Below are 26,101 nucleotides of genomic sequence, written 5' to 3' on the forward strand. Positions count from 1 at the left end.
ATCGCGGCACAAGGCCGCTCCCACTGGAGGTTTCGTAAGGAGGAAACCCTCCCCGTAAAAGGGCGATGAACCAAAAACAAACGGCGGTCTCTGTGAGACCGCCGTTTTTACTACCCCTATATATTACCCTAAACTATCAAACTTGAAATTGTGCGATTCGGATCGTGGCGTTGTTCGCCGGTGCGTTTCTGAATCTGGATACACTGTATCATGAGGTGGAGGATCTGGATATAGGACTTTGGGCTTACGGAAAGGGTGCCGGGTTATTGGGGGGATATTGTGTGATTGGGGTGTGTTTTTTTAACCACGAAGTGCACGAAGGACGCGAAGGGATTCTGCAGCGTTGTTGGGGACCACCGATAGCACCGATTTGCACCGATGTTTGTGGAGGGGATTGGCTCGTTTTGGGAGTGTTATCGGTGAATATCGGTGTCATCGGTGGTTGAATACCTATATCTTAGTTCGCCTTTCCCCTTTGGGCTTTGCGGCTCGCCGCGAGCGGCGGCCCTACAAAGGGGAGGGGGCTAGGATTTGGTGGTTCGGTCGATGGGGAGGGTGAAGGTGAAGGTGCTGCCGCTTCTGGGGTTGCTGGTGGCGGTGATGGTGCCTCCGTGGTCTTCGATGATGGATCGGCAGATGCGTAGCCCCATGCCCATGCCGTCTTCTTTGGTGGTGAAGAAGGGGGCGAATATTTGCTCGAGCTTTTCTTCGGGGATGCCAGGTCCGGAATCGGCGACTTCGCAAACGATATTGTCGTCTTGGACGCGGGTGGAGATGCGGATCAGGGCGTCGGCTTCGCTCGCCTGTAAGATGGCTTCGGTGGCGTTTTTGACGAGGTTGATTATGGTTTGTTGGATTTGTATCCTGTCGCCGAATACGTTTGGGATTTCGTTTTGGAGGTCTAGCTGTAGGTGGGTCTGTTTGATGATGAGGTCGCTACGGAGGAGGGTGAGGGTATCGTGGATGAGGTCGTTGAGGGAGAAGTTTTCTTGTTCGGAGACGTTCTTTTTCATCATGGAGCGCAGGCGGCTGACAATGGCGCCGGCTCGTCGGTTGTCGCTCACGATATCGGTGAGGATCTCTTTGATCTCGTCGAGGTCGGGATTGTCGAACTCGAGCATGCGCAGGGCGGCTTGGGCGTTGCCCATGTTTGCGGCGAGGGGTTGGTTGAGCTCGTGGGCGAGGGAGCTGGAGAGTTCGTTGAAGATGGAGATGCGGGCGATGTGGGCGAGCTCGGACTTGAGGGTGTTGATGCTGGATTCCGATTTGATTCTTTCGGTGATATCGCGAGTGCAGATGATGTAGCCGAGCGGTTTGCCGTGGGGGTCGGTTTCGCGGTTGATGCGGGCGTCGACGTAGAGGTCTTCGCCGGATTTTCTGCGGTTGGGGATGGAGCAGTGGAAGGAGTCTTGGGGAGCAGCCTTTCTGGCGAGGGAGACTTTGATCATCTGGAGCTCTTCGCGTGGGAAGATGATTTCGATGTTGGCTCCGGTGGCTTCCTCTTCTTTGAAGCCGTAGACTTCTTCGGCTTGGGCGTTCCAGCTGTTGATTCTCCAGTGTGTATCGGTGGATATGATACAGTCGTGCGAGGCTTCGAGGATTTTCGCTTTTTGCTGGAGGGCGCGTTGCACGGACTTTTGCGCCGTGGCGTCTGTCATGATGCCGACGTAGTGGCTGGTTGTGCCGTTGTCGTCTTGTACAGGGGAGATGGAGAGGGCGTTCCAGAAGGGAGTGCCGTCTTTGCGGTAGTTGAGAATTTCGGTTTTTAGCTTCCGGTGGCTTTTTATGGCGTCGCGTATTTGAGCGACGGTGTCGGGATCTGTTCCGGAGCCTTGCATGATGCGTGGGTTTTTCCCGATCACTTCTTCCGAGCTGTAGCCTGTCATTTTCAGGTAGCTGTCGTTTACGTAGATGACGGGGAGGTCTGGTTGCTGGGCGTCGACGATGATGCAGGCCTCGCTAGTGGCGTCGAGGGCGGCGAGGCGGAGCTTTTCCTTGGACTGGTTGTGGTGGTAGCTTGTGACGTCGTGGGCGATGCCTACCATGGAGTAGACGAGACGGGACTGGATGATGCCGACGAAGCAGTTGTCGAATACGACGAGCTTGCCGTTGGGGCCTTGCTCGATGGACTCGAGGTTGGGGAGCTTGAACTTGGCTTCGACTGCTTTGCGGAAGGTCGGCAGGGTGCTGGGGTTCTCGAGCGGCATGAGCTCGATCTGCTTGCGTCCGAGGAGTTCTTCGGGGCTCTCGAATCCGTAGGCTTTGGCGATCGCTTCGTTTGCGTAGGTGAAGCGGGCTCGCTCGGCGATGGCGGCGACTTGGTCGTCGATGGGGTCGTCGAGCGAAATGGGGGGATCGAAGGAGAGTTGGTAGACGAGGTCGTTTGAGTTTTCGAGCACGGCGAGGATCGCTTTGGCGACCTCGGTGTGGTCTGGCTGCCCTTGCAGTGAGTTTGTATCCGCCGTTTCGGATTGATTGGTGGGCATGGGCTCGTCGCGGTAGGTGGTTTCGGGGGCGGGGCGGGTTTGCCCCGTGGGGTTATGCGGTCACTTCGGCGGGGCGAACGCCGGCGTTGTCGGCGAAGCGGACGAGCTCGACGATGGAGCTGGCTCCGAGCTTGGCCATGATGCGTCCGCGGTGGACTTTGATGGTCTTTTCGGAGGAGCCGAGGGCTTCGGCGATGGCTTTGTTTGGGATGCCGGTGATGACGTAGGTGAACACTTCGTACTCTTTTTCGGTGAGTTCGTGGAGCTTGCGTCGGGTGCGGGAGGTTTGCTCTTCGGACTCGGTGAGTTTGCGGCCGGCTTCGAGGGCGCGCCCGATCGCGTCGAGCAGGGCCGCTTCTTCGAAGGGTTTGGGGAGGAAGTCGATGGCGCCTGCCTTGATGGCTTGCACGCTTTCGGGAATCTGGCCGCTACCGGTGAGGAAAATGATGGGGGTGTTGATCTTGCCGATGTTGAGCTCGTTTTGCAGCTCGAGGCCGGACATCTCTGGCATGTTTATATCGAGGAGAATGCAGTCGGGCTTGCGTTCGCACTTCAGGAAATGGTGGGCGGATTCGAAGCATTCGACTTCGAAGCCGTGAGCTCTCAGCAGGCGTTGCAGGCTGCGGCTTACGGTCGGGTCATCATCGACGACGGCGATCAGGGATTTCATAGGGCGGGCAAGGGTGATGGATGGTTCAGATCTTTAAAAACTCAGTAAATACCCGCTTCTGGCTTAGGCAAGTTTTTGCATGATTTTGTGGAGGGAGGAGGGGGAGGGGGGCTTTGTGTTGAGGGACTGATTGGGTTGATGTGTTTTTGACCACGAAGGGCACGAAGGGATCCTGCAGGGGGCGTCGGCGTCAACTTAAGCGCTCAAGGGCTCTTCATCTTCTTCTTCATCCGCTTCTACTTCTCGCTGGGAGAGCGATGTTCCAGGCTTGGAGTCTGTGTTTTTAGGAGAAGATGAAGAAGGAGAAGCAGAAGAAGATGATATCGAAGGCGGTTCTTCAGATAAGTTGACGCCAATGTGCAGGGGGAGGTTGTTCGGGGGGGCGGGTTCCAGGGGTTCAGGGAGCTGCGGCTCGCTGGCTAGGGGCGGCCCTGAGAGGGAGGGCGATTTTGGGGGCTGTTAGGGTGCGGATTGGTTGAAAACCATTAGATTGTATAAAATTGTATATATGTGGAGTTTTGGGTTGAAAATAGTGTTTTAACGCGGAATGTAGTTTGTTGTATAAAATGTAAATATATTCGGTTTTATTACATTGTATTACCTGTTTTAGGTGTTTGTGTAAAACTGTGAAAAACCTGTTTGTGCCCGTTGACAATGCGGGGAAATAGGGGTGTTAAGCGATCCGTATATAATCTTCAGTTTTAGTCGGATCGTTGCCTCAGGCTTTCTCTTACTTGAGAAAAAATTGTAAAATCGGGTTGAAAAAAGAGGTAATCGGAACATCAATCGGATAGTGTCCTGTTACCCGCTTTAGACTCCTCTTGAGCTTTGGACGCTTGGCGTTTGTCGGCGAATTTCACCCCATGAAAGTCCCCGATATGGCGGTAGCTTTGAGTCACTCGATCGGCTCTTTCACGATGTATCGAATTACGTGATACTTACATAACGCTTTATTATAGCGTTTGATTTTCCTCGGGGTAGATAGCGAGTCGTTCCTGGCGATTGGCGAACTGTCCGCTCTTTTCTTCACTTCTAAATCCGCTGGACTTTCTCTTGATCCAACTTGTGGGAGCACTGCCCTCCGTTCCAGCGGTCGCACATTTCTCGTCTGTGCGTTTTGTAGCCTAAGTTAACCAACTAAACCCAATATGAATATGGAATGGTACTGTATTCACACTAAGCCGCAGAAGGAGCTTTCGTTGGCTTCCTATCTTGGTGACGTGCTCGGCTTGGAAGTCTATTATCCGCGTTTTAGGACCAAGAAGGTGACGCGTCGGGTGAAGCGCATGGTCGTCCAGCCGCTGTTTCCGAGGTATCTCTTTTGTCGTTTCAATTTGGCGGAGCATTTTCGCTCTGTGCAGTTCGCTCGAAACTCTCTTGGTCCGGTTCATTGCGGTAATTCGCCGGTCGCTGTTTGCTCGGCGACGATCGAGCGGATGAAGGAGGAGTTTGGCGAGGTGTTGTCGGAATCCCCGACGGACACTGGATTTTGCAGCGGAGACTGTATCCGAATTTTGGATGGGCCGATGCAGGGCGTGACCGGAACGGTGCTGAAGAACTTGGGCGCGGGTGAGCGCGTGGAGGTATTGCTCGATTTCTTGAACTGCGACACGCGGGTAAATATAGCGACGTCCAGAGTGGATTTGGCTGAGTTTTAGCGGAGGGGCTGCGCTAGCTTCTGCTATCTTTAAAGAAGGGGTTTGTATGAGAAGATCATCACTTTTCGAAACGCGTTTGTGGAGGATGTCTTTGATCCTCGTGGCGTTAGCCGGAGCGAGCTCTTGGGCGGGTGTTTTAGGGAGAAACTGGGCTACGCAGTATGAGACGATCGTTAGCGGTGGCTATGACTCGAATGTGAATGGGGTGCGGGTTGGTGAGATCTCTGACGGGTATGGGTCGCTTTATCAATCGGTGACTGTGTCCCGCGTGAACACCCTGACCTCGGTGGAGTTGGTGGGAGACATCGAGCAGACGCTTTTCTTTTCCGAGAGCGATGCGGACTTCCTTGATGGTGGGGTGGAGTTGAGCGCGAGCTATCCTAGAGAGGGAGGGGACGTGATTCATTGGGATGCGAAGACTTATTGGAAGGATGATTCGGATGTCGATTTGGATGAAGGCTTGCGAATCGGAGTCGAAAGCTACGGAGCTCGTGTGGGAGGAGAATGGTTTCATTCGCCTAAGGCGGGGTTCAGGGGATCCATTCATGGCAGGGTGGCGGACCGGTCGCGCGATGGCTTTAGCACTACAAGGTCGTTGACGATGAGGACTGGGTTCAGTCACGCGTGGCGTCCTGAGGGGCGTTGGAGCGGGGAGTATGCCCTCAAGCTTTCCGAGTCGGATGGCGGAAGTGGAACGGATGCGGTGCATCACATCTTTGGTTTGCGTTCTCACGGGAGGCTGTCCTCGAAGATAACGGGGGACGCCCTGGTGGGTGTCCGGAATTCTTCTTTCGATGGATTGTATGACTTTTCGGATACGGGCCCAATTGTGACGGCAGATCTGACCTGGGTGGCTTCGCCTCAATTCAACGCGACCTTGGGCTTGCTCAACGACTACGACTTTTCGGCTAATGGGGACGTCACATTGCGAACTTCAGCTAGGCTGCGTCTGAGGAGGGACTTAGGCCGCGGGCTCAAGGTAGAGCTAAGGATTGGTGGAGGGCGTTCGTCCTTCGAGAGCCAGTTGGATGAGATCGAGCGGACGGATGATTACTGGGATATTGGCGGGCAGGTCGAGTATTCCTTTACGCAACGCTACTTTCTGCGTCTGGCGGCTGACTGGGTCGATAGCGAATCAAGCGAGCCTGCTTTGGATGTAGGGCGAACTGTGGTGAGTCTACGCAGCGGTTGGAGATACTAGGTAGGAATCCAGAACGACAATAACTATGCAAACAACTCTTGTTTCTCGAAGAACGGAAGCCGGCATGCGGGGCTTTCTAGGATCTATCCCGGCGCTTCTGTGCGTTTCTCTGTGGCTGGCTTTGAGTAGCGTGTGCAGCGCGGAGGTAGTGGATACGGATGATTATCGGATCAATCCTCGGGACTTGATACAGTTTCAGATTTACGAGGAGCCGGATACGTTGATGGTGCAGAGGGTTTCGGCCAAGGGCGAGTTGCCGCTTCCGATGATTGGGGTGGTGAGCGTGTCTGGATTGAGTTTGCGAGAGGCCGAGGCGAAGCTGAGAGATCTGTACATCGAAGGTGAATTCTTTGTGGATCCTCAAGTGATCCTGGTGCTCGAGCAATATTCGGAACAGACGGTCTCGGTGTTGGGTCAGGTCAATAAGCCGATGCGTATCGTGTTTCCTGTGGAGGCGAGTCGGCTGAACATCGTGCAAGCGATCACGATCGCGGGCGGTTTGACTCGGCTCGCTCGCGCGGATTCGGTGCAGGTGACGCGAATTGGGGTTAACGGCTTGGAGAAACGCACGATCGTGAATGTCGAGGCCTATCTCGCGGATAAGCGTCGCAAGGCCGAACCTGAAGAACAGTTCGAATTGCTGCCGGGCGACATCGTTTTCATTCCGGAACGTACGTTCTGACGCGGCTTTCAGAAGCCTTCTTTTTCACTGCCTCTTGCCAACTTGTATTTGCTGCCCCCTCGCGTTGAGGGAGTATCAGCTCTGACATTATTGTATGAACTCGGCCACTACTTTGTCGCAAGTTCCAGCCTCTTCGGCTCAACATCGGTCCACCTCGTCCCCGCTTGTCTTAGTGGGTGATTGTCTGGTGGTCGCTTTGTGTATGGTGATCGCGTACGTGCTTCGCTACGTGCTGAACATCGGAGTGGTGAACGATGTGCCGCCTCGTCCGGGTGTAATTGAATATTTTATACACTACTCAGCTGGGTTCGTGTTGTTCTTCCTGCTGGCGATGAACCTGAAGCTCTATGATTCGAATGTGACGGCTTCAGTGGAGCGTTCGACGATGCGGCTGGTAAATGTGTCGTTGTTTTGGGCGATCATGTTTCTCGGTTCGTCGTTGATCCTTAAGTTGAGTCCGCCGATTTCACGTTTGTTCGTTGGCTATTCGTGCGCGTTGATGTGTGGACTTCTGCCAGCTTGGCGTATCGCTTACTTGAGGGCGGCGAAGCGAGTTGGCTTCGATAAGAACTTGGTGAAGCGAGTCCTGCTGGTCGGGTGCTCGCCAGAGCATACGGAGCTGGTTGAACGCCTCACTTCGAACGCGAGCGGGACTTATGAAGTGGTTGGCGTTGTCACTACCACGGAATGTGCGGAGGCGTCGTGCCGGGACTTGCCGATCGTGGGAAGCCTTGATCGTCTTGACGAGACGCTGGCGGAGTTGGAAGTCGACGCGATAACGGTCGCCGATTTGGAGCTTTCTTATGATGCGATTCTTGGAATTGCGAAGGTGTGTGAACGCCGGTTTGTGGAGTTCACTTTGGTGCCGGGCGAGTTCGAGGTCTTTTCGCAGTGTTTGGGGCTTCGGATGATTGGAAGTCAGCCGGTGTTGGGGATTGCGGAGTTGCCGCAGAACCGAATCTTCAGCCGCATCGTGAAGCGCGTGGTGGATCTGGTGGGTTCTATGGTTGGTCTGCTGATTACGGCCCCGATTACACCGATCGTGGCTTTCTTCATTTGGAAGGAAAGTCCGGGGCCTATCATTTATCGCCAGACTCGCATGGGGAAGGGCGGGAAGCTGTTTACGATTTATAAGTTCCGATCGATGAAGCTCGCGTCGGAATCGGACGGCAAGGCACGCTGGTGTAAGCGCGACGACCCGAGGCGCCTGAAGTGCGGGGCATTTCTGAGGAAGTGGAACATCGACGAGCTTCCGCAGTTTTGGAATGTTTTGAAGGGGGATATGAGCTTGGTCGGACCCCGTCCGGAACGTCCGGAGCTAATTGTGGATTTTCTCGATAAGATCCCTCACTACCAAAGTCGCCACTCTGTAAGGCCTGGGATGACAGGCTGGGCTCAAGTGAATGGCTTGAGGGGAGACACGAGTCTGGAAGATCGGATACAGCATGATCTTCAGTACATCGAGAATTGGTCTCTCAGTCTGGATATCACGATCCAGGTACGCACTTTGTTTCAGTACAAGAACGCGTACTGAACTAACCAAGGCGCTCGGAGGGCGAGCCGTTCCGTTTTCATTTGATTAGAGTTTTCCGGAGTCTCGCGAGGGGGCTCGGGAAGTTACGTTAACGCTAGGAATCCTGTTACATCCAATGAAGCTAAGGATAATCATTCTCTTCACTATCGCTATCGCTGTCATTGCAGCGGTAATTACCTCAAACGCATCGGCTTGGGGTTTGTAATAATATATTGAATACTAAACGCCGCGAAGTTGATCGCGGAGCTCGGGGTAGAGGGTGGATCCTCTGTTTAAGACCCGGAGCTCTAGTCGGATCGTGCTTTCGCGCTAGGGCCAACTTCTTGAAACTCACGAACGAACATGTCAGAATCCGAAACTCCAGAAAATCCGCGTTCATCGAACAATGGTAAGCACGAACGGAACGGTGAGGGCTCTTCTTCTCTTCAGCCCGAATGGCGGACCTCCAGGGGAGGGGCGCCGGCAAAGCCTGGCTCGTCTTCGAAGAGTGGTTCGCAGACGGAGGAAAGGCCTGCGAGCGAATTGGTATCCCGTGTGCGCGCGTTTCTCTCGATAATCCGGAGTCGCTGGATTTCGGGAGCTGTTGTCGCGGTGCTGGTAGGAGTCGCCTTCGTGTATTTCGAATCTCGTTACACTCCGGATCAGACTGCGGTGACAACGATGCTGGCGCAGAGCACAATGGACGAGCTTTTGCTTTCGAGCCTTGTGCCGGGGAAGAAGAAGGACTCGCAGGAGAATTTCTTGCAGAACCACTTGTCGGTGATGAAGAGTCGACGGTTCAGCGTGGCCTTGGCTAAGGAGTTTACCAGGGAGGAGCGGGCTGCCATAACCGCGCATTTCATGCTTCCCGGGCAGCAGCCTTCGATGGCGTCTTTCGAAGGGATGTTGGCCAAGCGTACGGACGCGACTCGGCAAAAGAATCGCGAGTTTTTCACGCTGAGCTTTCGCCATCCGAAACCTGACATCGCTGTGATGGTGGCGAATCGGATGTCTGCCACTTACCTCAAGCTTGTGCAGGAGGAGGTGAAGGAAGCGAACGAGCGGGCTGCCGAGATGTTGCGCGTGCAGGCCGAGCAATTGCAGTCGGAGATCAGCGAGCTCGAGGAGAAGCAGCGCGCCTTTCGCTTGGAGCATGGGATCATTTCGTTGGAGGAAGGAAACAGTCTTTTTGGGAATCGTTTGCGTCGCATCGACCAGACGCGTTCCGAGCTCAAGATCACGCGAATGCGCTTGGAGGCAGAGGTGCGGGAGGCGAAAGAGGATTTGGAGAAGGACGAAATGCCTTTCCAGAATCCCTTGCTGGCAAGTTTCGCGAATACGCCGGAGTTGAGGGAAGAGGCGGGGCGCCTCGAGGCGCAGAAGCGGGTCTTCTCTTTGCGCTATGGCCGCAACCATCCCAAAATGAGGAACTTGGAGGGACAGATCGCCAGCACGGATGAGCTTCTTAAACGCAACTTCGAGCTCGCGTACCGAGATCTCGAGAATCAGTACCAGAGCTCCCTGACGATGGAGCAGGAGTTGGACGAGGAGTACGAGGAGACTTTTGCCCAGGGAATCGAGTTCGGGCGTTCCGCGAACCAGTTCCTAGTTGTCGAAAGCGAAGTTGATGCGAAAAGAGAGGCGTTGAACGGCCTGCTGCGTCGGGTGAGCGGAGCCGCCATGATAAGCAAGCTTCCGACGGATGTGATGAGGCTGGTGGACCCGGCCTATATCGCCCGTCCGCGATTGTCTCGACGCAAGTTGTCGTTCCTGCTCGGCAGTATGTTGATCGGAACGGCGTTCTTCGGAGTGCCGGTGGTTCGCCATCTCTTTGACCAACGCTTGAAGGGTGAGACGGATGTCGAGAGGGAGCTGGGCAAGGGACTGATCGGCGGGGTGCCTCGTATGGGTCGTGTCCGCGCGGCGGATCGTCCGCATGTGGTCGGGCAGAATTCGGCTCCCGAGAAGGTGGAACCGTTTATGTCGATCATTGCCCAGATCGAGTTGCTCACGAGCCAGGTCGGGCCTCAGTCGTTTTTGGTGACCAGTACGGCTCCGAGGGAGGGCAAGTCGACCATCATTTCGAATCTAGCCGCTGGATACGCACAGATTGGCCGTAAGACCTTGCTGGTGGACGCGGACATGAGAAGGCCTTCGCAGCACCAGTGGAACAAGGTTAAGAGCAACAGCGGGATTCTGAGCTGGGCAGAAGCCGGTTGCAATATGGATGACATCCTCGCCGAGGATTCGCCTTTGGGAATCGAGCGGCATGATTCGGGGGTCTATCTCTTGCCGGCGAGCGGCGTGCATCGCCAGCCGACTCAGTTCCTCACCTCTCCCAACATCAAGAAGCTGTTCGAAGCGTTGCAGCAACGCTTTGATGTGATCTTGGTGGACTCGCCGCCGGTTGGGCTCTTCTCCGATGCTTTGGCTCTGGCCCAGTGTTTGGGTGAAACGATACTGATCGCTCGCGAGTCGAGGGCTCCCATCGATCAGATTCGTCGAGTGATTGCGGACGTCGACAATACGCCGGCTCCTGTTCTTGGCGTGGTCCTCAACGACTACTCTCGCAGCAGCGTCAATCCGCGCTTGGTGTACTGCGACATGGTCCAGAACTACGGACAAAGAGTGGTGAAGCGGAAGAAGGATGCGAAACCGGCTCCTGCCAGCAAATCGCTGGTTGGAAAACTCATGGAGGAAGACAAGGGGTGAATTGCTCGCCCTTTGTTTTCTGTTTTGAAATTTGGATACGAAGTTTAGCATGAAGTCAGATGTTCAGCTAAAGGAATCCTCCGATAAGGCCGGCTTGGCGGAGGACGTTGCAGAACCTCAACGCTCGCCCCGCTTCTTGTGGCTGATTCGCGGGGATGAAGGGTATGGGTTTCGCAAGGCGAATCTCGGGCTCATCCAGCAGCTGCGTGAGAGATCCGTCGATATCGGTTTTGTGGCCATTAGGCCTGGTGTTTTTGCTGAGGAAGTGGCGGCTGCGGGGTACCCGCTTTGGTATCTCGAGCGTTTTGAGGGCGACAAGGAAATTACTAAGCGAGGCTGGCGGTTTTTATTGGGCAGCTTGCGTTTGTTCTCCTCCGCTTTCGTGAATCGACACGCGCTTCGTGAGGCCATCCGCTCATTTCAGCCAGATTGGCTTCATGTATCCATAAACGGGTTACTTGTTATGTGCGGGCTTGGCGCTCGGTGGTGGAAGGTGCCAGGCTATTGGCATATCCACAATACGATCAGCTCCAAGCTTCCGTTTGAAATGCAGGCCTTGGGGTATCAGGCCTTGTGCCGCATGTTGCGTGTCAATCCGATCGCAAACAGCCGCCATACGGCTGATTCTCTGGGCGGCTCCCTGTGTCCTGCTGGCGTTTGTTATCCGGGGTCGGATGAGGATGTGTATTCCTTGGAGGCTGAGTTTAAGAAGGTTTCGTATATCGATTTGGACGTGAACCCGACTTTGCCGAGTTTTCTGATCGCGGCTCGCATGGTTCCCGAGAAGGCCCAGGACCGATTGGTGGAAGCGGCGATCGAGCTGTATGAAGCGGGCAAGAAATTTTCGCTCATTCTGGTGGGAGGTCCTTTGGATTCCCGTTATGCAAAGCGAGTGCAGGCTCGTGTCCTCAACGCTAAAGTCGATCACCTAATCAAGGTGTTGGGCTCTGTGAAGGACACCCGTCCGTACATCGAGTTCGCCGATGTGGTCATCAATAGCCGGGTCGATGCGGAGCCGTTTGGCTTGTCGGTGGTTGAGGCGATGCTGATGGAGAGGCCGGTGCTGGCCTTCGAATTGGGAGGTCCTTCGGAAACGGTGTTGGACGGCGAGACGGGTTGGCTAATTGATACGCCGTCGGTGGAAGGGTATCGCAAAGGGCTTATTCGTGTTCTTGAAGATCGCGAATCTTGGAATTCGATGGGTAAGGCTGCGCGGCGAGTCGCAAGCCAACGATTCTCTCTGCAGGCGACAACGGAGAGTTATCTCGATATTGTGGGCGCTAAGGTGCCCTCGACTTTAGGAGCGTAGATGGCGGTAGAATTGACAGGCATTCAAGGGGTGGGACATGTCCAGCCTCGTGAGGGCGAGAGTCTCGCAAAGGGGAGGTTCGAGTTTTCGGACATTCTGCAGTGTTATCTCATCTGCTTCGGTCTTTTTGGGCAGCAGGCTATGGTGATTGCCGCTACTGGACTGGGGATTGATACAAGAGTGTTTACAGTGCCTGCTCGTGGGCTTCTTTCGGTCGTCGCGTTGACTGTATTGGTCTATTTAATACTGAAGTCGAAGCGATCGGTACTTAATCTGTCTTTTCTGTCGTTTACTCTTTTTTGGGGCGCTTACGGACTTCGAGTCGCATTGGAATTGAGCTCGCGTGTCGATGTGGTGCAGGAGGCGGGCCGGTTTACCGGTGGATACATCGCGACGATGGCGTTTGGAGCCTGCTTCCTTCCGGGGCTGGCCATTCTGGTTAATGGTTCGTGGAGGCTGAGAGGATTGACCCGAAACCTTGCTATTTTGCTCACGGGGGGCACGGGAGCGGCGATGATCTATTTCTATGGAGGGCATTTGCTGAACTTCCAAAACCGTATGTCCTCAGGGCAAGTGGTGGGCGAAGTCACTACGATCCATCCTTTGGCTCTTGGGTATCTCGGCTCGGTGCTATGTCTTTTCGCTCTGTACACCTTCGCGTGTCGGAACGCTTCCTTGCTTCTACGTTCGTGCATTGGAGTGGCGCTGGCTGCGGTGGGTGTTTTCTTGTTGGTCGGTAGTGCCTCCCGCGGACCGGTCGTGGCGTTGGCCGTCGTCTATTTCGTGTTGCTGATCAGTAAGACGCGTCGGCTTGATTTCGGCCGCGTGTTTTTTCTGGGAATGCTCTTTGTGGTATTGGCGGTAGGCGTTGTCATGCTTGTGAGGTTTACCGGTAGTACGGTGCTCGATCGACTTCTTTACACGGGGCATTTGCTCTCGCCTGGGTCGGGTGGAGCAACGCGACTCAATCTTTTCCAGCAAGCTCTGGACCGTTTCGTTGAATCTCCGGTGATCGGGTCGGGCTTCACGCTTCGTTCGGTTGAAGGAACGGATATGTATCCACACAATCTGATACTGGAGTCCCTTATGGCGACTGGCTTGCTCGGGACCGTTCCGCTGATGATTCTAATCTTCATGGGTTTTGCCGCTTCTTGGCGAATCCTGACCCGGGACCCTGAGATGTCATGGATCCCGCTTTTGTATGTTCATTTCCTGACTGGATCGATGTTTTCGGGCGCTATCTATTCGAACGTTGAGTTGTGGTTGGCATTGGCTGCGACACTCTCGTGTGACGCTTGGCTGCGAAAGAAATCCGCCGAGGAAAAGGAAAGTGTAGAATACGAAGTTTGAGGGAATCGGTCGGATTTGGTATTCAGTGGTTTCAACGGTAAATATCGGTCGCAATGAGTGTTGTAGCAGAAGATTTGAGAGTTCGTGACGGTGGTGCGGATACGGGGCTGCATTTGGGGAAGATCTTTTTTGTGCTCTCTCGCGCTGAACATGCTCGCATGTGGAGGAGAGTCTTGCGTTTGCGCGCGTTTTTCGAATCGGCGCACGTTGCTGGATTTGAGCGTGTAGGCGTTCCTGTTCTGCACAAGCACACCTACGAGTGCCTTGGTAAATTTGCCCATCGAAAGTTCTGGGGACGGTTGCCCGTTATGTTCAAGTCCGCTCGCAGGTGTATGAAGAACGTGGGGACGTCGGATGTATGCTATGCTTTCAGTTTGGACACGCTCATTATGCTTTACGTGCTGAAGCGTATCACTGGATCGACGACGCAGCTTGTCTATGAAGTGGCTGATGTTCACCCCAAGTTGAGCTCCTATTCGCTAAGGGGGCGTCTGCTTCGGTTTGTCGAGAGGAACCTAATCAAGCGCTCTTGCGCGGTGGTGTTGACTTCTCCCGAATTCAAGTCGGGGTATTTTCAGAAGGTGCAGAAGTTCGTCGACTTTCCTTCGGTGGTGATCGAGCACAAGGTCGAGCTCGCTGCTGAAAAGAGAGAGCAAATTCTCTTCGAGCGGGTGCGGGGCGACGTACTGGTCCTTGGATACTTTGGTTTTATGAAGTCCGTGGAGTCTTTCGAGCTTCTCATGAAGATCGCAGAGGCGGGGCAGGGACGCGTCGAGATTCAGTTCCACGGATTGTTTGTGCGGCCGTTGGATGTGGAAGAGTGCATCCGGCGAATCTCCGAATTGCCCAACGCAGAATATTGCGGCCCTTACCGCTCTCCTCAAGACCTCGAGACTGTCTACCGGGGAGTGGATGTTGTTTGGGACGCTTACTGCGAAGGAGACAATGCTCAGTGGCAGAGAACGACTCGGTTTAGCGAATCCTGTTTTTTCCGGCGCCCGGTGATTTTCGAGTCGGAGACATCTGATGGGAAAATAGCCGAGCGATTTGGGCTGGGGTTGTCTATGTCCTTCGAAGATCCGGAAAAGTGCGTGCAAGATGTGCTGTCAATCGACGACAGCTGCCTGCGTAGGTGGTTTAACAATTTCGACAATCTGCCACGTAGCCTCATTTTCTACGAACACGAATACGAAGATCTTGTGGAGTTGATCTCCCAAGCTGCGAATTCGGCCGAAGATTAACCTGCTGGAATGCGGCGGGATATCGCCGTGGCGTTGCCGATCGGGCACACTTAAGAGTGTCCAATTTGTCGATACGAACTTGGTTTGGAGATTGGATTTGAATCATGAAAAATAGCACTACCCTTTCGGAGAAACAGGGAGGCGCATCTACTGATCGTCATGTTTCTATGCCAAAGCAGTTCGCCCCTCAGTGGAGGAATCTCCGTCGGCTAGCCTATTACTGGAAGCGAAACAATTGGATGTTTTATCTGCCGTCATTGTGGAGCGACTACGAAGACGTGAAGATTGATCGGCCGATTTTTCTGCTTGGAAATCAAGGCGATGGAGTGACGCTCATTTCTCGCTTTTTGCGTCGTCACACTGACGTTGTTTCGGTGACGGGAAACTGGAAGTATTGGTCGGGAGCCGACGAGATGCAGAGAGTCATGGAGTATCGGCTGCCGAGGAAGCTGCGGCTGGCAGGTAAGTTGACTCGGACGGATCCCCCGCACGAAAAGTACTATCAGCCACGGAGTTGGTCTTACGGGTGCGACGAGCTGTATGAGCGGTATCACGATATCGAGCGGGAAGCTTCGCTGGAGGATAGTAGCGATCTGAAGAAGACAATTCGGGAGTGTATCGTTCGGTTTTCGTCGAGTGAGACGGCGCGGTTCTTGGACAAGAGCCAGGTCTACACCTTGAAGACGCGCTACATCCAAGCTTTGTTGAGCGATGTTGATCCGCACTTTGCCTTGATCACGCGTGATCCTTATGCTGCGTGCTACCGGGCCGCTAAAGGCAAAGCGCGCGATATGCGGTGGTATTCGAAGTTTCTCTCTTTCGACGAGCGCTTTGAGCTTTGCCAGCAACATTGGAAAAACTGCATGTCAACGGTGTTGGAAGACTCGAAGAGTCTCCGTCGTTTTAAGGTGTTCCAGTACGAGGACTTCCTGCTGGAGCCAGAGTCAAAGACGCGAGAGATGTGCGAGTTTCTAGGACTTGATTACGAAGAGGAGATGATACCTGCGGCCCATCAAAAAGTGCCCTTCGCGACGAAGTTTAATCAGCGTTGGTACCCGTTGAGACCAGAGGTGAACCAGGTGTACTACGACGCTCAAACCGAGGCTCAGTTGGATGCTGTTGAGCGAAGCTGTGGCGAGTTGGCTCATCTTTTTGGATACGAGCGTCCGAGGAAGTAGGAGTAGGGATTTCGAAACAATAGACCCAATTGAAATAGCGAATGAAGCAAATATTGCAGTCATATAGAAACGGTCGGCTTTGGCTGGCAGATGTGCCTGGCCCTAAGTGCGGCGAGTGTGACGTTAAGATAAGAGTTGAGTCCTCCGTGGTATCGGCGGGTACGGAAAAGCGGATGGTAGATCTCGCGAAGTCGAGCCTGTTGCAAAAGGCGATGAAGCGTCCGGATCAGGTGCAACGGATCATCCAGAAAATTCGGGCGGAGGGTCTGGCTGCGACTTGGGAACAAGTGAATGCGAGGTTGGATGCCCCAGTGCCTTTGGGCTACTCGCTTTGCGGGACGGTGGTTGAAACGGGCGTGGGCGCTTCGGACTTCGTGGTGGGGAAAAGGGTTGCCGCAGCCGGAGCCGGGTTTGCGTCGCACGCCCAGTTTGTGACGGTTCCCAGAAATCTGGTTGCTAAGCTTCCCACGGGTCTCACGACCGAAGAGGGGGCGTTTGGAACGGTTGGTGCGATTGCGATGCAAGCGGTACGTCAGGCCGAGGTGGCGGTTGGCGAGTATGTTGGGGTGATTGGGCTCGGACTGATTGGAAACTTGGTGGCTCAGATCTGTGTGGCTGCGGGAGCTCGAGTGGCGGCGACTGACTTGGACTCGGTTAAGCGCGATCTAGCTTCGGAGTTGGGGGTAGAGCAGGTCGGGCTGGACATCCGCGAAGTGGCGTTGCGTCTCGCTCTCGAGCGGGGACTCGACAAGATCATTATTGCGGCTGGCACGCAAAGCTCCGCTCTTATTCGGGCTTGTCCTGCGGCGTTGCGACACCGTGGACGCATTATCGTTTTGGGCTTTGTCGGCATGGATTGTCCGCATCAGGATTTCTATGACAAGGAGATCGAGTTGCGCATGTCGATGTCGTATGGACCGGGTCGATACGATCCTGAATACGAGGAACGGGGGCATGACTATCCTTACTCTTACGTTCGGTGGACGGAGCAGCGAAACATCGAGTCGTTTCTTCACTTGGTCGCCCAGGGGAGGATAGATGTGAGCAAGCTTGTTACGCATCGCTTTAGTTTTGAAAACGCTCTTGATGCTTATGAGTTATTGGAAAGCAAAACTCAGTTTATGGGCATCGTGCTGGACTATCCTAGCTCTTCGGTTGAGGGGGGCGAGCGTGATCATTCGACTACGGAGACCGGCTTGAAAAACGATGCGAATCAGGGGGATCCTTGCTTGGCGTTGATTGGAGCCGGGAATTTCGCCAAGGGCATTATTGCTCCGCTACTTAAGCGTTTGAAGGTTCCTGTGCACGCTGTTGCTACGACTCGTGGGGCTTCGGCTAAAAATAGTGCAGAGCATCTGAACGCTGAGTTCGCAACGACAGATGTAGAAACAGCGATTTCCGATGCTTCGGTGACTCATGTGCTTATCGCGACTCGCCATGAGGCTCATGCGTCGCTCGCAGAGCAGGCTTTGAGGGCGGGCAAGCTCGTACATGTGGAGAAGCCGTTGTGCACGAGCCGCGAACAGCTTGGAATGCTGAAGGAAACGGTTGCCGAACTTAGAGCTGAAGGCCGTATCAACGTTGGGTTTAATCGAAGATTTTCTCCAGTCGGGAATCTGATGGTAAAGGAACTTCGGGCCAATGCTGACAGTCCGATGACTGTTACCTTCAGAGTAAACGCGGGAAGCTTGGATCCCGACCACTGGTTTTATCAGGATCCTGGAGGTCGGCTTACGGCAGAGGGATGTCACTTCATCGACTATTGCATGTTTCTCGTGAACCGTCCTGTGCTTTCTGTTTCCTGCGCTCAGCAGGGGCAGTCTGGTCGTGCGTTTGACAGTTTTGTGATCACGTTGGTGTTCGAAGACGGATCTCAAGGGGTAATCGTGTATTCAGGGCAAGGAGACAGATCTTTGTCGAAAGAACGCATCGAAGTCTATCAAGCCGGGACAAGCTGGATCTTGGATGACTGGGCGAAGCTCTGGAAGTTCAGCAATGGGGCTCGGTCCAAGATCTACTCGGGAAAACAGGAGAAAGGGTGGCGTGAGGAACTGGAGCACTTTCTAGGGATCGAGGAAAGACCGGATCTCGCTCCCTCTTGGAGCTCGATCGTGAATGTGCACCGAGTGATGTTCGATACATTGGATACGGCTTTGGGAGCTAGTGTTACACGATGAAAATTCTTGTTTGCTACACTCGTTTTCCATGGCCCCTCAACAAAGGGGACATGTTGACTGTGTATAAATTGTTGGAGTTTCTCTCCGGCAATCATGAGGTCGATTTGTTAACGGCCAAGCCGCTGGATGAAAGCTATTTGGAGTATCTACCCGAGCGACTCGGCGAAGTGCATATGGTGAGTGACTCGATGGTGTCGCGTATCCCGCGCTCTGCTCGGTCCTTATTTACAGACAGATGCTTGCAGGTCGATGCGTTCATGAGCGGTTCTTTTATCGAGGAGCGTCAGAGATTGTTGGATACTGGGAATTACGATCTTGTTTACTCGCACTATATCCGGTCCTTTGGGCATGAGGACTTTGACAGTCATGGAGCCCGCAAGGTGATCGGTCTGCAGTTGTCGCATCAAGCTCACTTTGAGAAGGCGGCTAAGAATGAAAGCAATGCCATCCGCCGCTGGTTGTACGCCAAGGAGACCGAGAGGCTCAAGGTTTGGGAAAGTCGAATCGCGGGTTATAACGATCTCATTCATTTGATATCGCAAAGAGACTTGGAGGGGATCGATAACAATGATGCGTGGAGCTCTCGCGTATTCTTCAACCCTCACGGGGTGGACGAAAAGAAGTTTGTTCCATCTCCGGAGTCGCGGGTCGAGGGGCGAGTCGTGTTTACGGGCAACCTTGGGTTTCAGGCAAATGAAGATGCGGTGGTAATGCTGACAGAGGAGATTTGGCCTCACATCGAGAGGGAGTGTCCCAATGCCGAGTTGCTGGTGGCTGGCGCTCGTCCGACCGCAACGGTTCGAGCGGCTGTGGGGGCTGTTCGCAATGGGACTTTGGTGGCGTCTCCGGAAGATATGGTAGAAGTGATCCAATCGGGGGATGTCGCTGTTGACCCTTTGCGGGTCGGAGCGGGGCTTCAGAATAAGATTCTTGAAGCGATGGCTTGCGGTCTTCCTGTGGTTGCCACGCCACTGGCTAATGGAGGAATCGGCGCGAGGGATAGAAGAGAGATTATAATCGAGTCGGATCCCCGCTCGTTTGCGGACGAGGTTATCTGTTTGATTAATGATCGTGAACGTAATGCTGAGCTTGGGGTGAAGGCTCGCGATTTCATCGAGAAGTTGTGGACGTGGGAGTATCATTTTCAGCAGCTAGAGGAGCGCTGGACCGGGCTTGTGAACGAAAAGGCGATGGCGTAGTGATTTCATCTTTGGAACAGATAGGGCCGCACTTGCGTTCGGTTCGTAGATTGAAGCGGAGCCAGCTGGTTGGCCGCTTGTTGATGCGTTCCCGACAGGTGCGGATCGGCCTTCTGGGAGTGGATCGAGTGCTTCCAAGGTCTCGCCATGAGCTTGCCTCTGACTGGGAGCAACGCATCGATCGGTTTTCAGCGAATCGGGTAAGCCCACCGCTTCGGCCATGGGGCGATGTGGCAGGCCTGAGGTTTCGAGGGAATGCTGCTTGGCTCGCTGGAAATTCGGGACGAACGATGCAGCACAAGCGAGATTTAGCCCGGTTGGAGCTTCATTATCATGACTTCATGAAGCAAGGCATCATGGAGCCAAGCGAAGCATGGGAGTTTCTCAGCGGATACCTAAGTGAGCATCGGAATCGCGCGGCGGACTCAACGAACGAATGGCATCCGTACTCGGTATCCAATCGCTTGGCATCGTGGCTAGAGTTTCTGGCCCATGCGCCTTCGCCGGATGAAGCTGAGCTTCGAGAAACTTTGGCGAACGAATGCCTTTTGTTGGCGGACTTTGTGACCTGGCTTCTAGAGCGAGATATCGAGGCGAATCACCTATTGAAGAATCTGTGGAGTATCGCGTTGTGCGACCTTCTGCTCAGTCCGGACGAAAAGCGTATCGAAAGTTCGGTTAGGGCTTATGTCGCTGAGCTAGAGCGACAGGTGCTTCCCGATGGCGGACACTATGAGCTTTCACCAATGTACCACGCCAAGTTGCTGTTGGATGCGCGTTCGATCGAAACCTTGCTCGATGAGTCAGACGAGTCGGCTCGTTCCCTCCGAAAGATAGCTGGGAAGGCGGCTTCGTGGCTCGAGAGCTTCCGTATGTCCGAGGACGCTTGGGCGAATGTGAATGACTCTTGGACAGTGCCGGAACTAGCGAAGCGTATATGGAATGATGATACATGGAAGCCAGTGTCAGGCCTCAAGCATTTGGAAAATTCTGGATTTGTCCGAGGAACGATGAGCGATTGGAATTGGCTGTTCGATGTAGGAGGTGTAAGCCCGTCATTCAATCCGGGTCATAGTCATTCGGATGCTCTTTCGATTGTGCTTTATCACGGTGGAACACCGGTGATTGTGGATCCGGGGGTTTTGCACTATTCACCAAACGACGAGCGTCAGTTCCTAAAATCCTGTCACGCCCACAATGGGCCTTGCACTCGGTATTCCGATCATACCGAGTTTATCGGGACTTTTCGTGTGGGAAGTTCAGGGAAGGCGAAGTTCGAGGAGATGTCTTTCGAGGGAGATGAACAACGAGCGAGCGCGACCTTGGATGGATATCGTGAAGTGAATGTGCGGCGTGATGTCATGTTTCGGTACGAACGTGCCAAAATTACGGATACGTGGCGGTCGAACGGGGAGGAAAAGCCCGCGATATGGTCTCGTTTCCTTTGGAATGCCGTACTCTCTGATGTCGAGGATTGCCGGGTCGAAGCGAATCGGATCGTGTTACGGTTTAGCCCGCCAGAAGGAGGCAAGCAATTTGAGCTAGAGGTGAGGGTGTCGGGCGTATCGGACCCTCGATTGGGGGTTCAGGAATCCTTCTTTTCCGACGAGTTCGGAAAAAAGCTTTCGGGCGTGGAGACGATCGTCACGGGGAACGTGCGAGATGAGATGGCTCAAGTTTTTACGATGATTCGAGGCGTCGACTAGACGCACTAGACTGAAGCGGCTATTGGTCGGGTAAATGGTATCGACTATTGGGATACGTATTCGGACTAACGCTTTATTAAGATAACTGCCAAGAGAACTACTATGAAAATCGGGATATTTGGACTGGGGTATGTAGGGCTTACCACGGGCGCTTGCATGTTGCGAAGTGGCTTTGACGTGATTGGATATGAGATTTCTGACATCAAGCGCAAAGAGCTTGCTAGCGGTCGAGTGCCGCTTTGTGAACCAGGGGTAGGTCCTGTTGTCATTGCTGGAATCTCAGAAGGCAGGTTTCGGGTGGCGGATCACCCAAGCAAGGATGATCTGCCAGATGTGTTCTTCATTTCCGTGGGGACGCCCAGCGACGATCGAGGCGGTACTAATCTGAAGGCGGTTAACAGCGTGTTCTCGACCCTGGCGGACATGAGGTCGGATCTGGCTCTAAAGGGATCGGAGATCGTGCTCCGAAGCACGGTGCCCCCTGGCACCCTGGAGGTTTTTGCGCGGAAGTTTGAGGCTTTGTTTCGCGTGGTCCCTGTGGCGTTCTATCCTGAGTTTTTGAGGGAGGGAACCGCGATCAAGGATTTCGAGAATCCCCCGCAGACAGTGGTGGGAAAGCTGGCGAACTCGCCCAATCCGACAAAACTGATATCGATCTTCGAGCACCTCGACTTCGAGTATCGAGTTGTAGATGCAGTTTCGGCGGAGACTCTCAAGTTTGCGTGTAACGGATTTCATGCGTTGAAGATCTGTTTTGCTAACGAATTGGGCCGAATCGTATCCTCCTTTGGAGGAAATCCGCGGGAAGTCATGGAGTTGTTTGTGAAGGATACGCAGCTCAATATCTCGCCTCGCTATCTGCTTCCTGGCGCTCCGTTTGGGGGGTCGTGCCTGCCCAAGGAGACGCGATCGTTGCGCAATCTTAGCGCCAGCCGTGGCTTGCAGACTCCGACTATCTGCTCCTGTGAGGAGAGTAACCAGTCCCATTTCTCGTATGTGATCGATTGCATTCTCGCCCTTAACCCGAAGCGTTTGGCGATCTTGGGATTGGCGTTCAAGAAGGACACGGACGACATTCGCGAGAGTCCTACGGTAGAGATTCTCTATCGCCTCGCGGCCTATGGCGGCATCGAGTTCAGTGTTCACGATTACTTGGTGCGCCCTGAAACCGCGTTTGGCGTGAATCAACGATTGCTCGATAAGCTGATTTCGCTGCCGAAAATTTCGTTTAGCAATCGTGTTGGCGAGGTGCTCGAAGGAGCGGACACGATTTTGATAATGCACACCGACAAGCGATATGAGTTGGTGACTCGAAACTTGGAATGCCCAATCATTGACGTGGCGCGCTGGGAAGGAATGTCGCGGGCAAATACAGTCGGTATTCTGGAGTCTCGCCGTTCGTCAGGGGCGGGTGTGGGAATCGCCAACAAGGTTTCGATGTAGGCGAATGCCCCGGGCGGCCGTAGCACGGCTAATATGTACGGGGTTCGGATTAAGGTCTAATGTCGATAGACTTCTATAGCGGGTATGATACACAATGAAGGGCATTCGCGAATGAGTCACTTTCGTTGTGTTTCGTCTTTGTCGAAGGTGATCTTCGGCATTCTTTCGATTTCATTTTTGGGATCGGTGGCGCTTGCTCATGACTACATAGTCGTCTCGAGCGACGGCATTACGTTTCCAGCAGATGAGAATGGATACAAGATCCCGGACTTTTCGTACGCGGGATACAAGAACAGCAATGAGAGCCTTCCCACGTTTGGGGTTCACTACAGTTCTGTTGTTAACGTGGCAGCTCCGGTGGGGAACAAGGTTGTGAACCAAACGAACATCCAAAACGCGATTGATGCGGTAGAGGCTCTGCCGCTCAACGAGTATGGCTATCGAGGAGCGGTCGTGTTTGGAGCAGGAACCTGGAACGTCGTCGATTCAGGTTACGCGTTGAGAGTCGAAGAGAGTGGCGTCGTTTTGCGTGGCGCTGGAATGGACGCTACGATTATCCAGGATTACGACAACAACACGCCGACGGTTATCCAAATCGGTCCCCATCCGACGAATACTCCTAAAGAGATGTTTGACGAGGGGCGTGATGGTACGAAGTGGGATATCGTGTCAGACGTCGTGCATGTGGGGGATATGAGTTTTGTTGTGGAATCGGGGCATGGTCTTCGAGTCGGCGATGAGATCATCATAGAGCACCCATGTACCGCAGAGTGGATCAAGGCTGTGAGTAATGGAGGTGTGACAGAGGACGCTCCTTGGTCCGTGGGCGGGGTGCCGATTCGTTATTGGCGTACTGTGATGGCTGTGACGGGAGATCGGATCACGGTCGATGTTCCGGTGTTTTATTCCCTAGTGAGATCCATCTCTCAATGTTTTGTGTATAAATACACGGGGACGTACGTCGAGAACTGCGGAATGGAGAATCTGACTGTGGATGTCGATCACAACGGTATCAGTACTTTGGATATAGCTCCCTTTAATGGCATTCAGTTCAACAATACTAAGAACTGCTGGATACGTGGGGTACGGGCTTTAAATTTTAGGGCGTCGGGAATCGCGTTTAATGAATCGAGGAACTTCACGGTGAGCGCTTGTGAGTCCATCGATCCGCACTCGATTGTGGACTCAGCTCGCCGCTACAATTTTAATATCCGTGGGGGGCAGAACGGATTGTACAGGGATTGCTACGCGCGTCGTGGACGTCACAGTTACGTGACTAATGGGCATGGAATGGATTCGGGTAATGTTTATATTAACTGTGTATCCGAGGATCCATACAATGCGAGCGAGCACGGTCATCAACGCTGGTCTCACGGCTCCTTGTGGGAGAATTGCACTTTCCAAATTGTGGGAAAGCCGGAATCTCCCTATATCTTTGATGATAAGATGCTCTGGCTTGGGAATCATGGAGACAATTCCAATGGCCACGGTTGGGCGTCCGCTACCGCGGTGGCTTACAAGTCTACGGTGATTCCTCCTGGATACGGCATCGTCGCGAAACCTCCTACGGCAATGAGCTACGAGATTGATTGTGTGGGCGATTGGAGAAGTTCGCACTTTGCTCATGGAGACTTCCCAGGCGCAATTGATATTTCGACCTCGGGAAGACTTCCCGATAGCCTGTTCGAGGCTCAATACCTGCAACGCGGCAAGGACGGGGGATGGCCGGTGCCAGACTGGGAGTCCAATCATGAGCTGATCGACTTTGGAAAGCAGGTCACGGGAAACTATGTTTCAGCTGAGATCGTTTTGACGAACACCTCGGGGGATGTGATAAGCGGGGAAGTCGTTGAAGATTCAGACCACTATTCGATTGAGTCGGGTGCTATCATCTCCGGTCTGCCCGATGGCGAAACTCATACGGTCACATTAGAGTACGCGCCAACCACAGCTGAGCAGCATGACGCAATCGTGACTGTTACAGGAGGCGACGGTTTGACCATCCCCGTAACGGGCTTCGCTTACAAGCTGCAAGAGGCGTTGTCCTTCCCTGCGGACGTTGGGCACTTGGTCGATCCAATGATCGATGGTGGTTCTCACATCGAGACTACGGTCCGTGACGAAGGCGAAGCGATTTACGCGGTCAACATCGAGATTCCGGGAACGTACAAGGTCGATGTAAGCGTGAATGCTCCGATATCGGGATCGAATTCGTTCTTTGTATCCTTTGATGCGTTCCCTAGCAGCAATGAAGACATTTGGGATGTCTTGCCGCTAACGAATGGATTTGAGTCCCGTGAGATCACCGCTCGGGGCCCGACCGGCACTTTCGAGGATCCGCAATACTCCCCAGCGACTTGGTTCCTTTCTTCAGGAGTCCACTATTTGATGATACGTGGCCGCGAAGCGGGGACGCAGTTGAGGGCGATTTCCATAACGCTTGTTGAATACGAGAATCCGCCACCTATCGCTCCTTCAGGTTTGGAGGCCAAGCGACTCGATTAGTCGATGGCCCGGCGAGTCCCTTGGGGATCTCGATAGTCCAATCGCTAGGGCGGTTGGTGGACTTTCGCTCACGTAGAGCTGTAATCGTTTTAACAATACAAAACAATATAACCCCACGTCGTTGAGACAGTCGACTTGGCTGAGTCAGTGGCGAGACGGTTGGTTAATCCGCAATCATAAATTCCTACATATATTATGTCCCTAAAATCCAACTTCCAGTCGACCAGCGCCATCATTCGAGGAATCGGACACATGGCTGCCTCCGCAATCGTAAGCTTGTTTCATCGCCCGACGAGAGTTTCGTTTCTCGCTGCCTCGCGCGAATTTAGTCGCGTCTACTTGCGCAAGCCGCACTTGCCGGAGATTCCCACCGGTAGTTTGATCGATGACTCCGCGACTATCCGTCTGACGCGATGCGTGCGTAATGAGTGGCAGACGACGCTGGTGGAACTCGCGGTGATCGTGGGGATTGCTCGTGAGCGTAAGGCTGCGAACATCTTCGAGATTGGCACTTTTGATGGACGCACAACTTTGGCACTCCATCTCAATACGACCGACGCGCGAATTCACACAATAGACTTGCCCGGCGGAAAGCCCGGCTCACCGGGGGGGAATACGCCTGGTTACCTGTTCCATGATGCTGTTAAGGACGACCGCATAACGCAGCTTCAAGGGAACTCTCTGGAGTTCGACTTTTCGCCATGGTTCGGTAGTCAGGATTTTGTATTCATCGACGCGGGACACAGTTACCGCAACGCTCTTGCGGATTCCCAGACGGCCTTACGCTTGCTGGAGGGGAGAGAGGGAGTGATCGTTTGGCACGATTATGCGGTGATGCCCGGCGTTACGCAAGCGGTCGAGGAAGTGATGCCGCACGTCCAGAGCGAGGTGGATTTCGGCTGGGTTAAGGGTACCTCCCTGGCGGTCATGGTGACGCATGTCGGCAAGCCATTGAAACTCAGTTCTGAATACAGTGGTGAAGGAAAGGTGACTACAAAACAGGCGAAAGCGGACAGTCATACTACCTCATCGGTAGCGGACTAGCTTTGCGAACGTGAGACCTAAATTTGA

At 53.8% G+C, this 26,101-nt stretch carries 17 protein-coding genes; 15 read left to right on the forward strand and 2 right to left on the reverse strand.

What is annotated here, in order from left to right; genetic code table 11:
* Nucleotides 1-524: 524 nt before the first annotated feature.
* Both JIN87_RS13720 and JIN87_RS13725 read right to left on the reverse strand, forming a co-directional pair.
* Nucleotides 525-2,486 (reverse strand): PAS domain S-box protein, encoded by a 1,962-nt coding sequence (locus JIN87_RS13720; RefSeq protein ID WP_200356144.1) that lies wholly within the window; start codon nt 2,484-2,486, stop codon nt 525-527.
* A 52-nt stretch (nt 2,487-2,538) separates the two neighbouring features.
* Nucleotides 2,539-3,156 (reverse strand): response regulator transcription factor, encoded by a 618-nt coding sequence (locus tag JIN87_RS13725; protein WP_200356145.1) that lies wholly within the window; start codon nt 3,154-3,156, stop codon nt 2,539-2,541.
* 1,148 nt (nt 3,157-4,304) lie between these two features.
* Between JIN87_RS13725 and nusG the strand changes: the two genes are divergently transcribed.
* The 15 genes from nusG to JIN87_RS13800 all read left to right on the forward strand — a co-directional run bounded on the left by nusG (nt 4,305) and on the right by JIN87_RS13800 (nt 26,074).
* The gene (gene nusG / locus JIN87_RS13730) at nt 4,305-4,814 is read left to right on the forward strand and encodes a transcription termination/antitermination protein NusG (protein ID WP_200356146.1); all 510 of its coding nucleotides are present in this window, start codon (nt 4,305-4,307) and stop codon (nt 4,812-4,814) included.
* A 46-nt stretch (nt 4,815-4,860) separates the two neighbouring features.
* Nucleotides 4,861-6,015: an outer membrane beta-barrel protein gene (locus JIN87_RS13735; RefSeq protein ID WP_200356147.1), complete on the forward strand. Its 1,155-nt coding sequence runs from the start codon at nt 4,861-4,863 to the stop codon at nt 6,013-6,015.
* A gap of 25 nt (nt 6,016-6,040) precedes the next feature.
* A complete protein-coding gene (locus JIN87_RS13740; protein WP_200356148.1) occupies nt 6,041-6,697 on the forward strand; it encodes a polysaccharide biosynthesis/export family protein in 657 nt (218 codons plus the stop codon).
* A gap of 94 nt (nt 6,698-6,791) precedes the next feature.
* Entirely contained in the window at nt 6,792-8,231 is a 1,440-nt protein-coding gene (locus tag JIN87_RS13745; protein ID WP_200356149.1) for an exopolysaccharide biosynthesis polyprenyl glycosylphosphotransferase, read from the forward strand.
* Nucleotides 8,232-8,573: 342 nt separating this feature from the next.
* Nucleotides 8,574-10,922 carry a GumC family protein gene (locus JIN87_RS13750; RefSeq protein ID WP_200356150.1) on the forward strand — a complete coding sequence of 783 codons (2,349 nt, stop codon included), beginning with the start codon at nt 8,574-8,576 and terminating at the stop codon, nt 10,920-10,922.
* 49 nt (nt 10,923-10,971) lie between these two features.
* Nucleotides 10,972-12,231: a glycosyltransferase family 4 protein gene (locus JIN87_RS13755; RefSeq protein WP_200356151.1), complete on the forward strand. Its 1,260-nt coding sequence runs from the start codon at nt 10,972-10,974 to the stop codon at nt 12,229-12,231.
* The gene (locus JIN87_RS13760) at nt 12,232-13,581 is read left to right on the forward strand and encodes an O-antigen ligase family protein (protein WP_200356152.1); all 1,350 of its coding nucleotides are present in this window, start codon (nt 12,232-12,234) and stop codon (nt 13,579-13,581) included.
* A gap of 53 nt (nt 13,582-13,634) precedes the next feature.
* Nucleotides 13,635-14,822, forward strand: a complete 1,188-nt coding sequence (locus tag JIN87_RS13765; protein WP_200356153.1) for a glycosyltransferase family protein — start codon at nt 13,635-13,637, stop codon at nt 14,820-14,822.
* A 104-nt stretch (nt 14,823-14,926) separates the two neighbouring features.
* A complete protein-coding gene (locus JIN87_RS13770) occupies nt 14,927-16,000 on the forward strand; it encodes a sulfotransferase (RefSeq protein ID WP_200356154.1) in 1,074 nt (357 codons plus the stop codon).
* 41 nt (nt 16,001-16,041) lie between these two features.
* Entirely contained in the window at nt 16,042-18,177 is a 2,136-nt protein-coding gene (locus tag JIN87_RS13775) for a bi-domain-containing oxidoreductase (protein WP_200356155.1), read from the forward strand.
* Entirely contained in the window at nt 18,174-19,376 is a 1,203-nt protein-coding gene (locus JIN87_RS13780) for a glycosyltransferase (RefSeq protein WP_200356156.1), read from the forward strand. Before JIN87_RS13775 ends, JIN87_RS13780 begins: the two co-directional genes overlap by 4 nt.
* An 83-nt stretch (nt 19,377-19,459) precedes the next feature.
* Nucleotides 19,460-21,082 carry a heparinase II/III family protein gene (locus JIN87_RS13785; protein WP_200356157.1) on the forward strand — a complete coding sequence of 541 codons (1,623 nt, stop codon included), beginning with the start codon at nt 19,460-19,462 and terminating at the stop codon, nt 21,080-21,082.
* Between the two features lie 102 nt (nt 21,083-21,184).
* Nucleotides 21,185-22,525 (forward strand): nucleotide sugar dehydrogenase, encoded by a 1,341-nt coding sequence (locus tag JIN87_RS13790; protein ID WP_200356158.1) that lies wholly within the window; start codon nt 21,185-21,187, stop codon nt 22,523-22,525.
* Between the two features lie 111 nt (nt 22,526-22,636).
* Complete coding sequence (locus JIN87_RS13795; protein WP_200356159.1) at nt 22,637-25,030, forward strand: hypothetical protein; 2,394 nt, start codon at nt 22,637-22,639, stop codon at nt 25,028-25,030.
* A 195-nt stretch (nt 25,031-25,225) separates the two neighbouring features.
* Entirely contained in the window at nt 25,226-26,074 is an 849-nt protein-coding gene (locus tag JIN87_RS13800; protein ID WP_200356160.1) for a class I SAM-dependent methyltransferase, read from the forward strand.
* Nucleotides 26,075-26,101 lie beyond the last annotated feature (27 nt).

The organism is Pelagicoccus mobilis (genome assembly GCF_016595505.1).
GTDB classification, from domain to species: domain Bacteria; phylum Verrucomicrobiota; class Verrucomicrobiia; order Opitutales; family Opitutaceae; genus Pelagicoccus; species Pelagicoccus mobilis.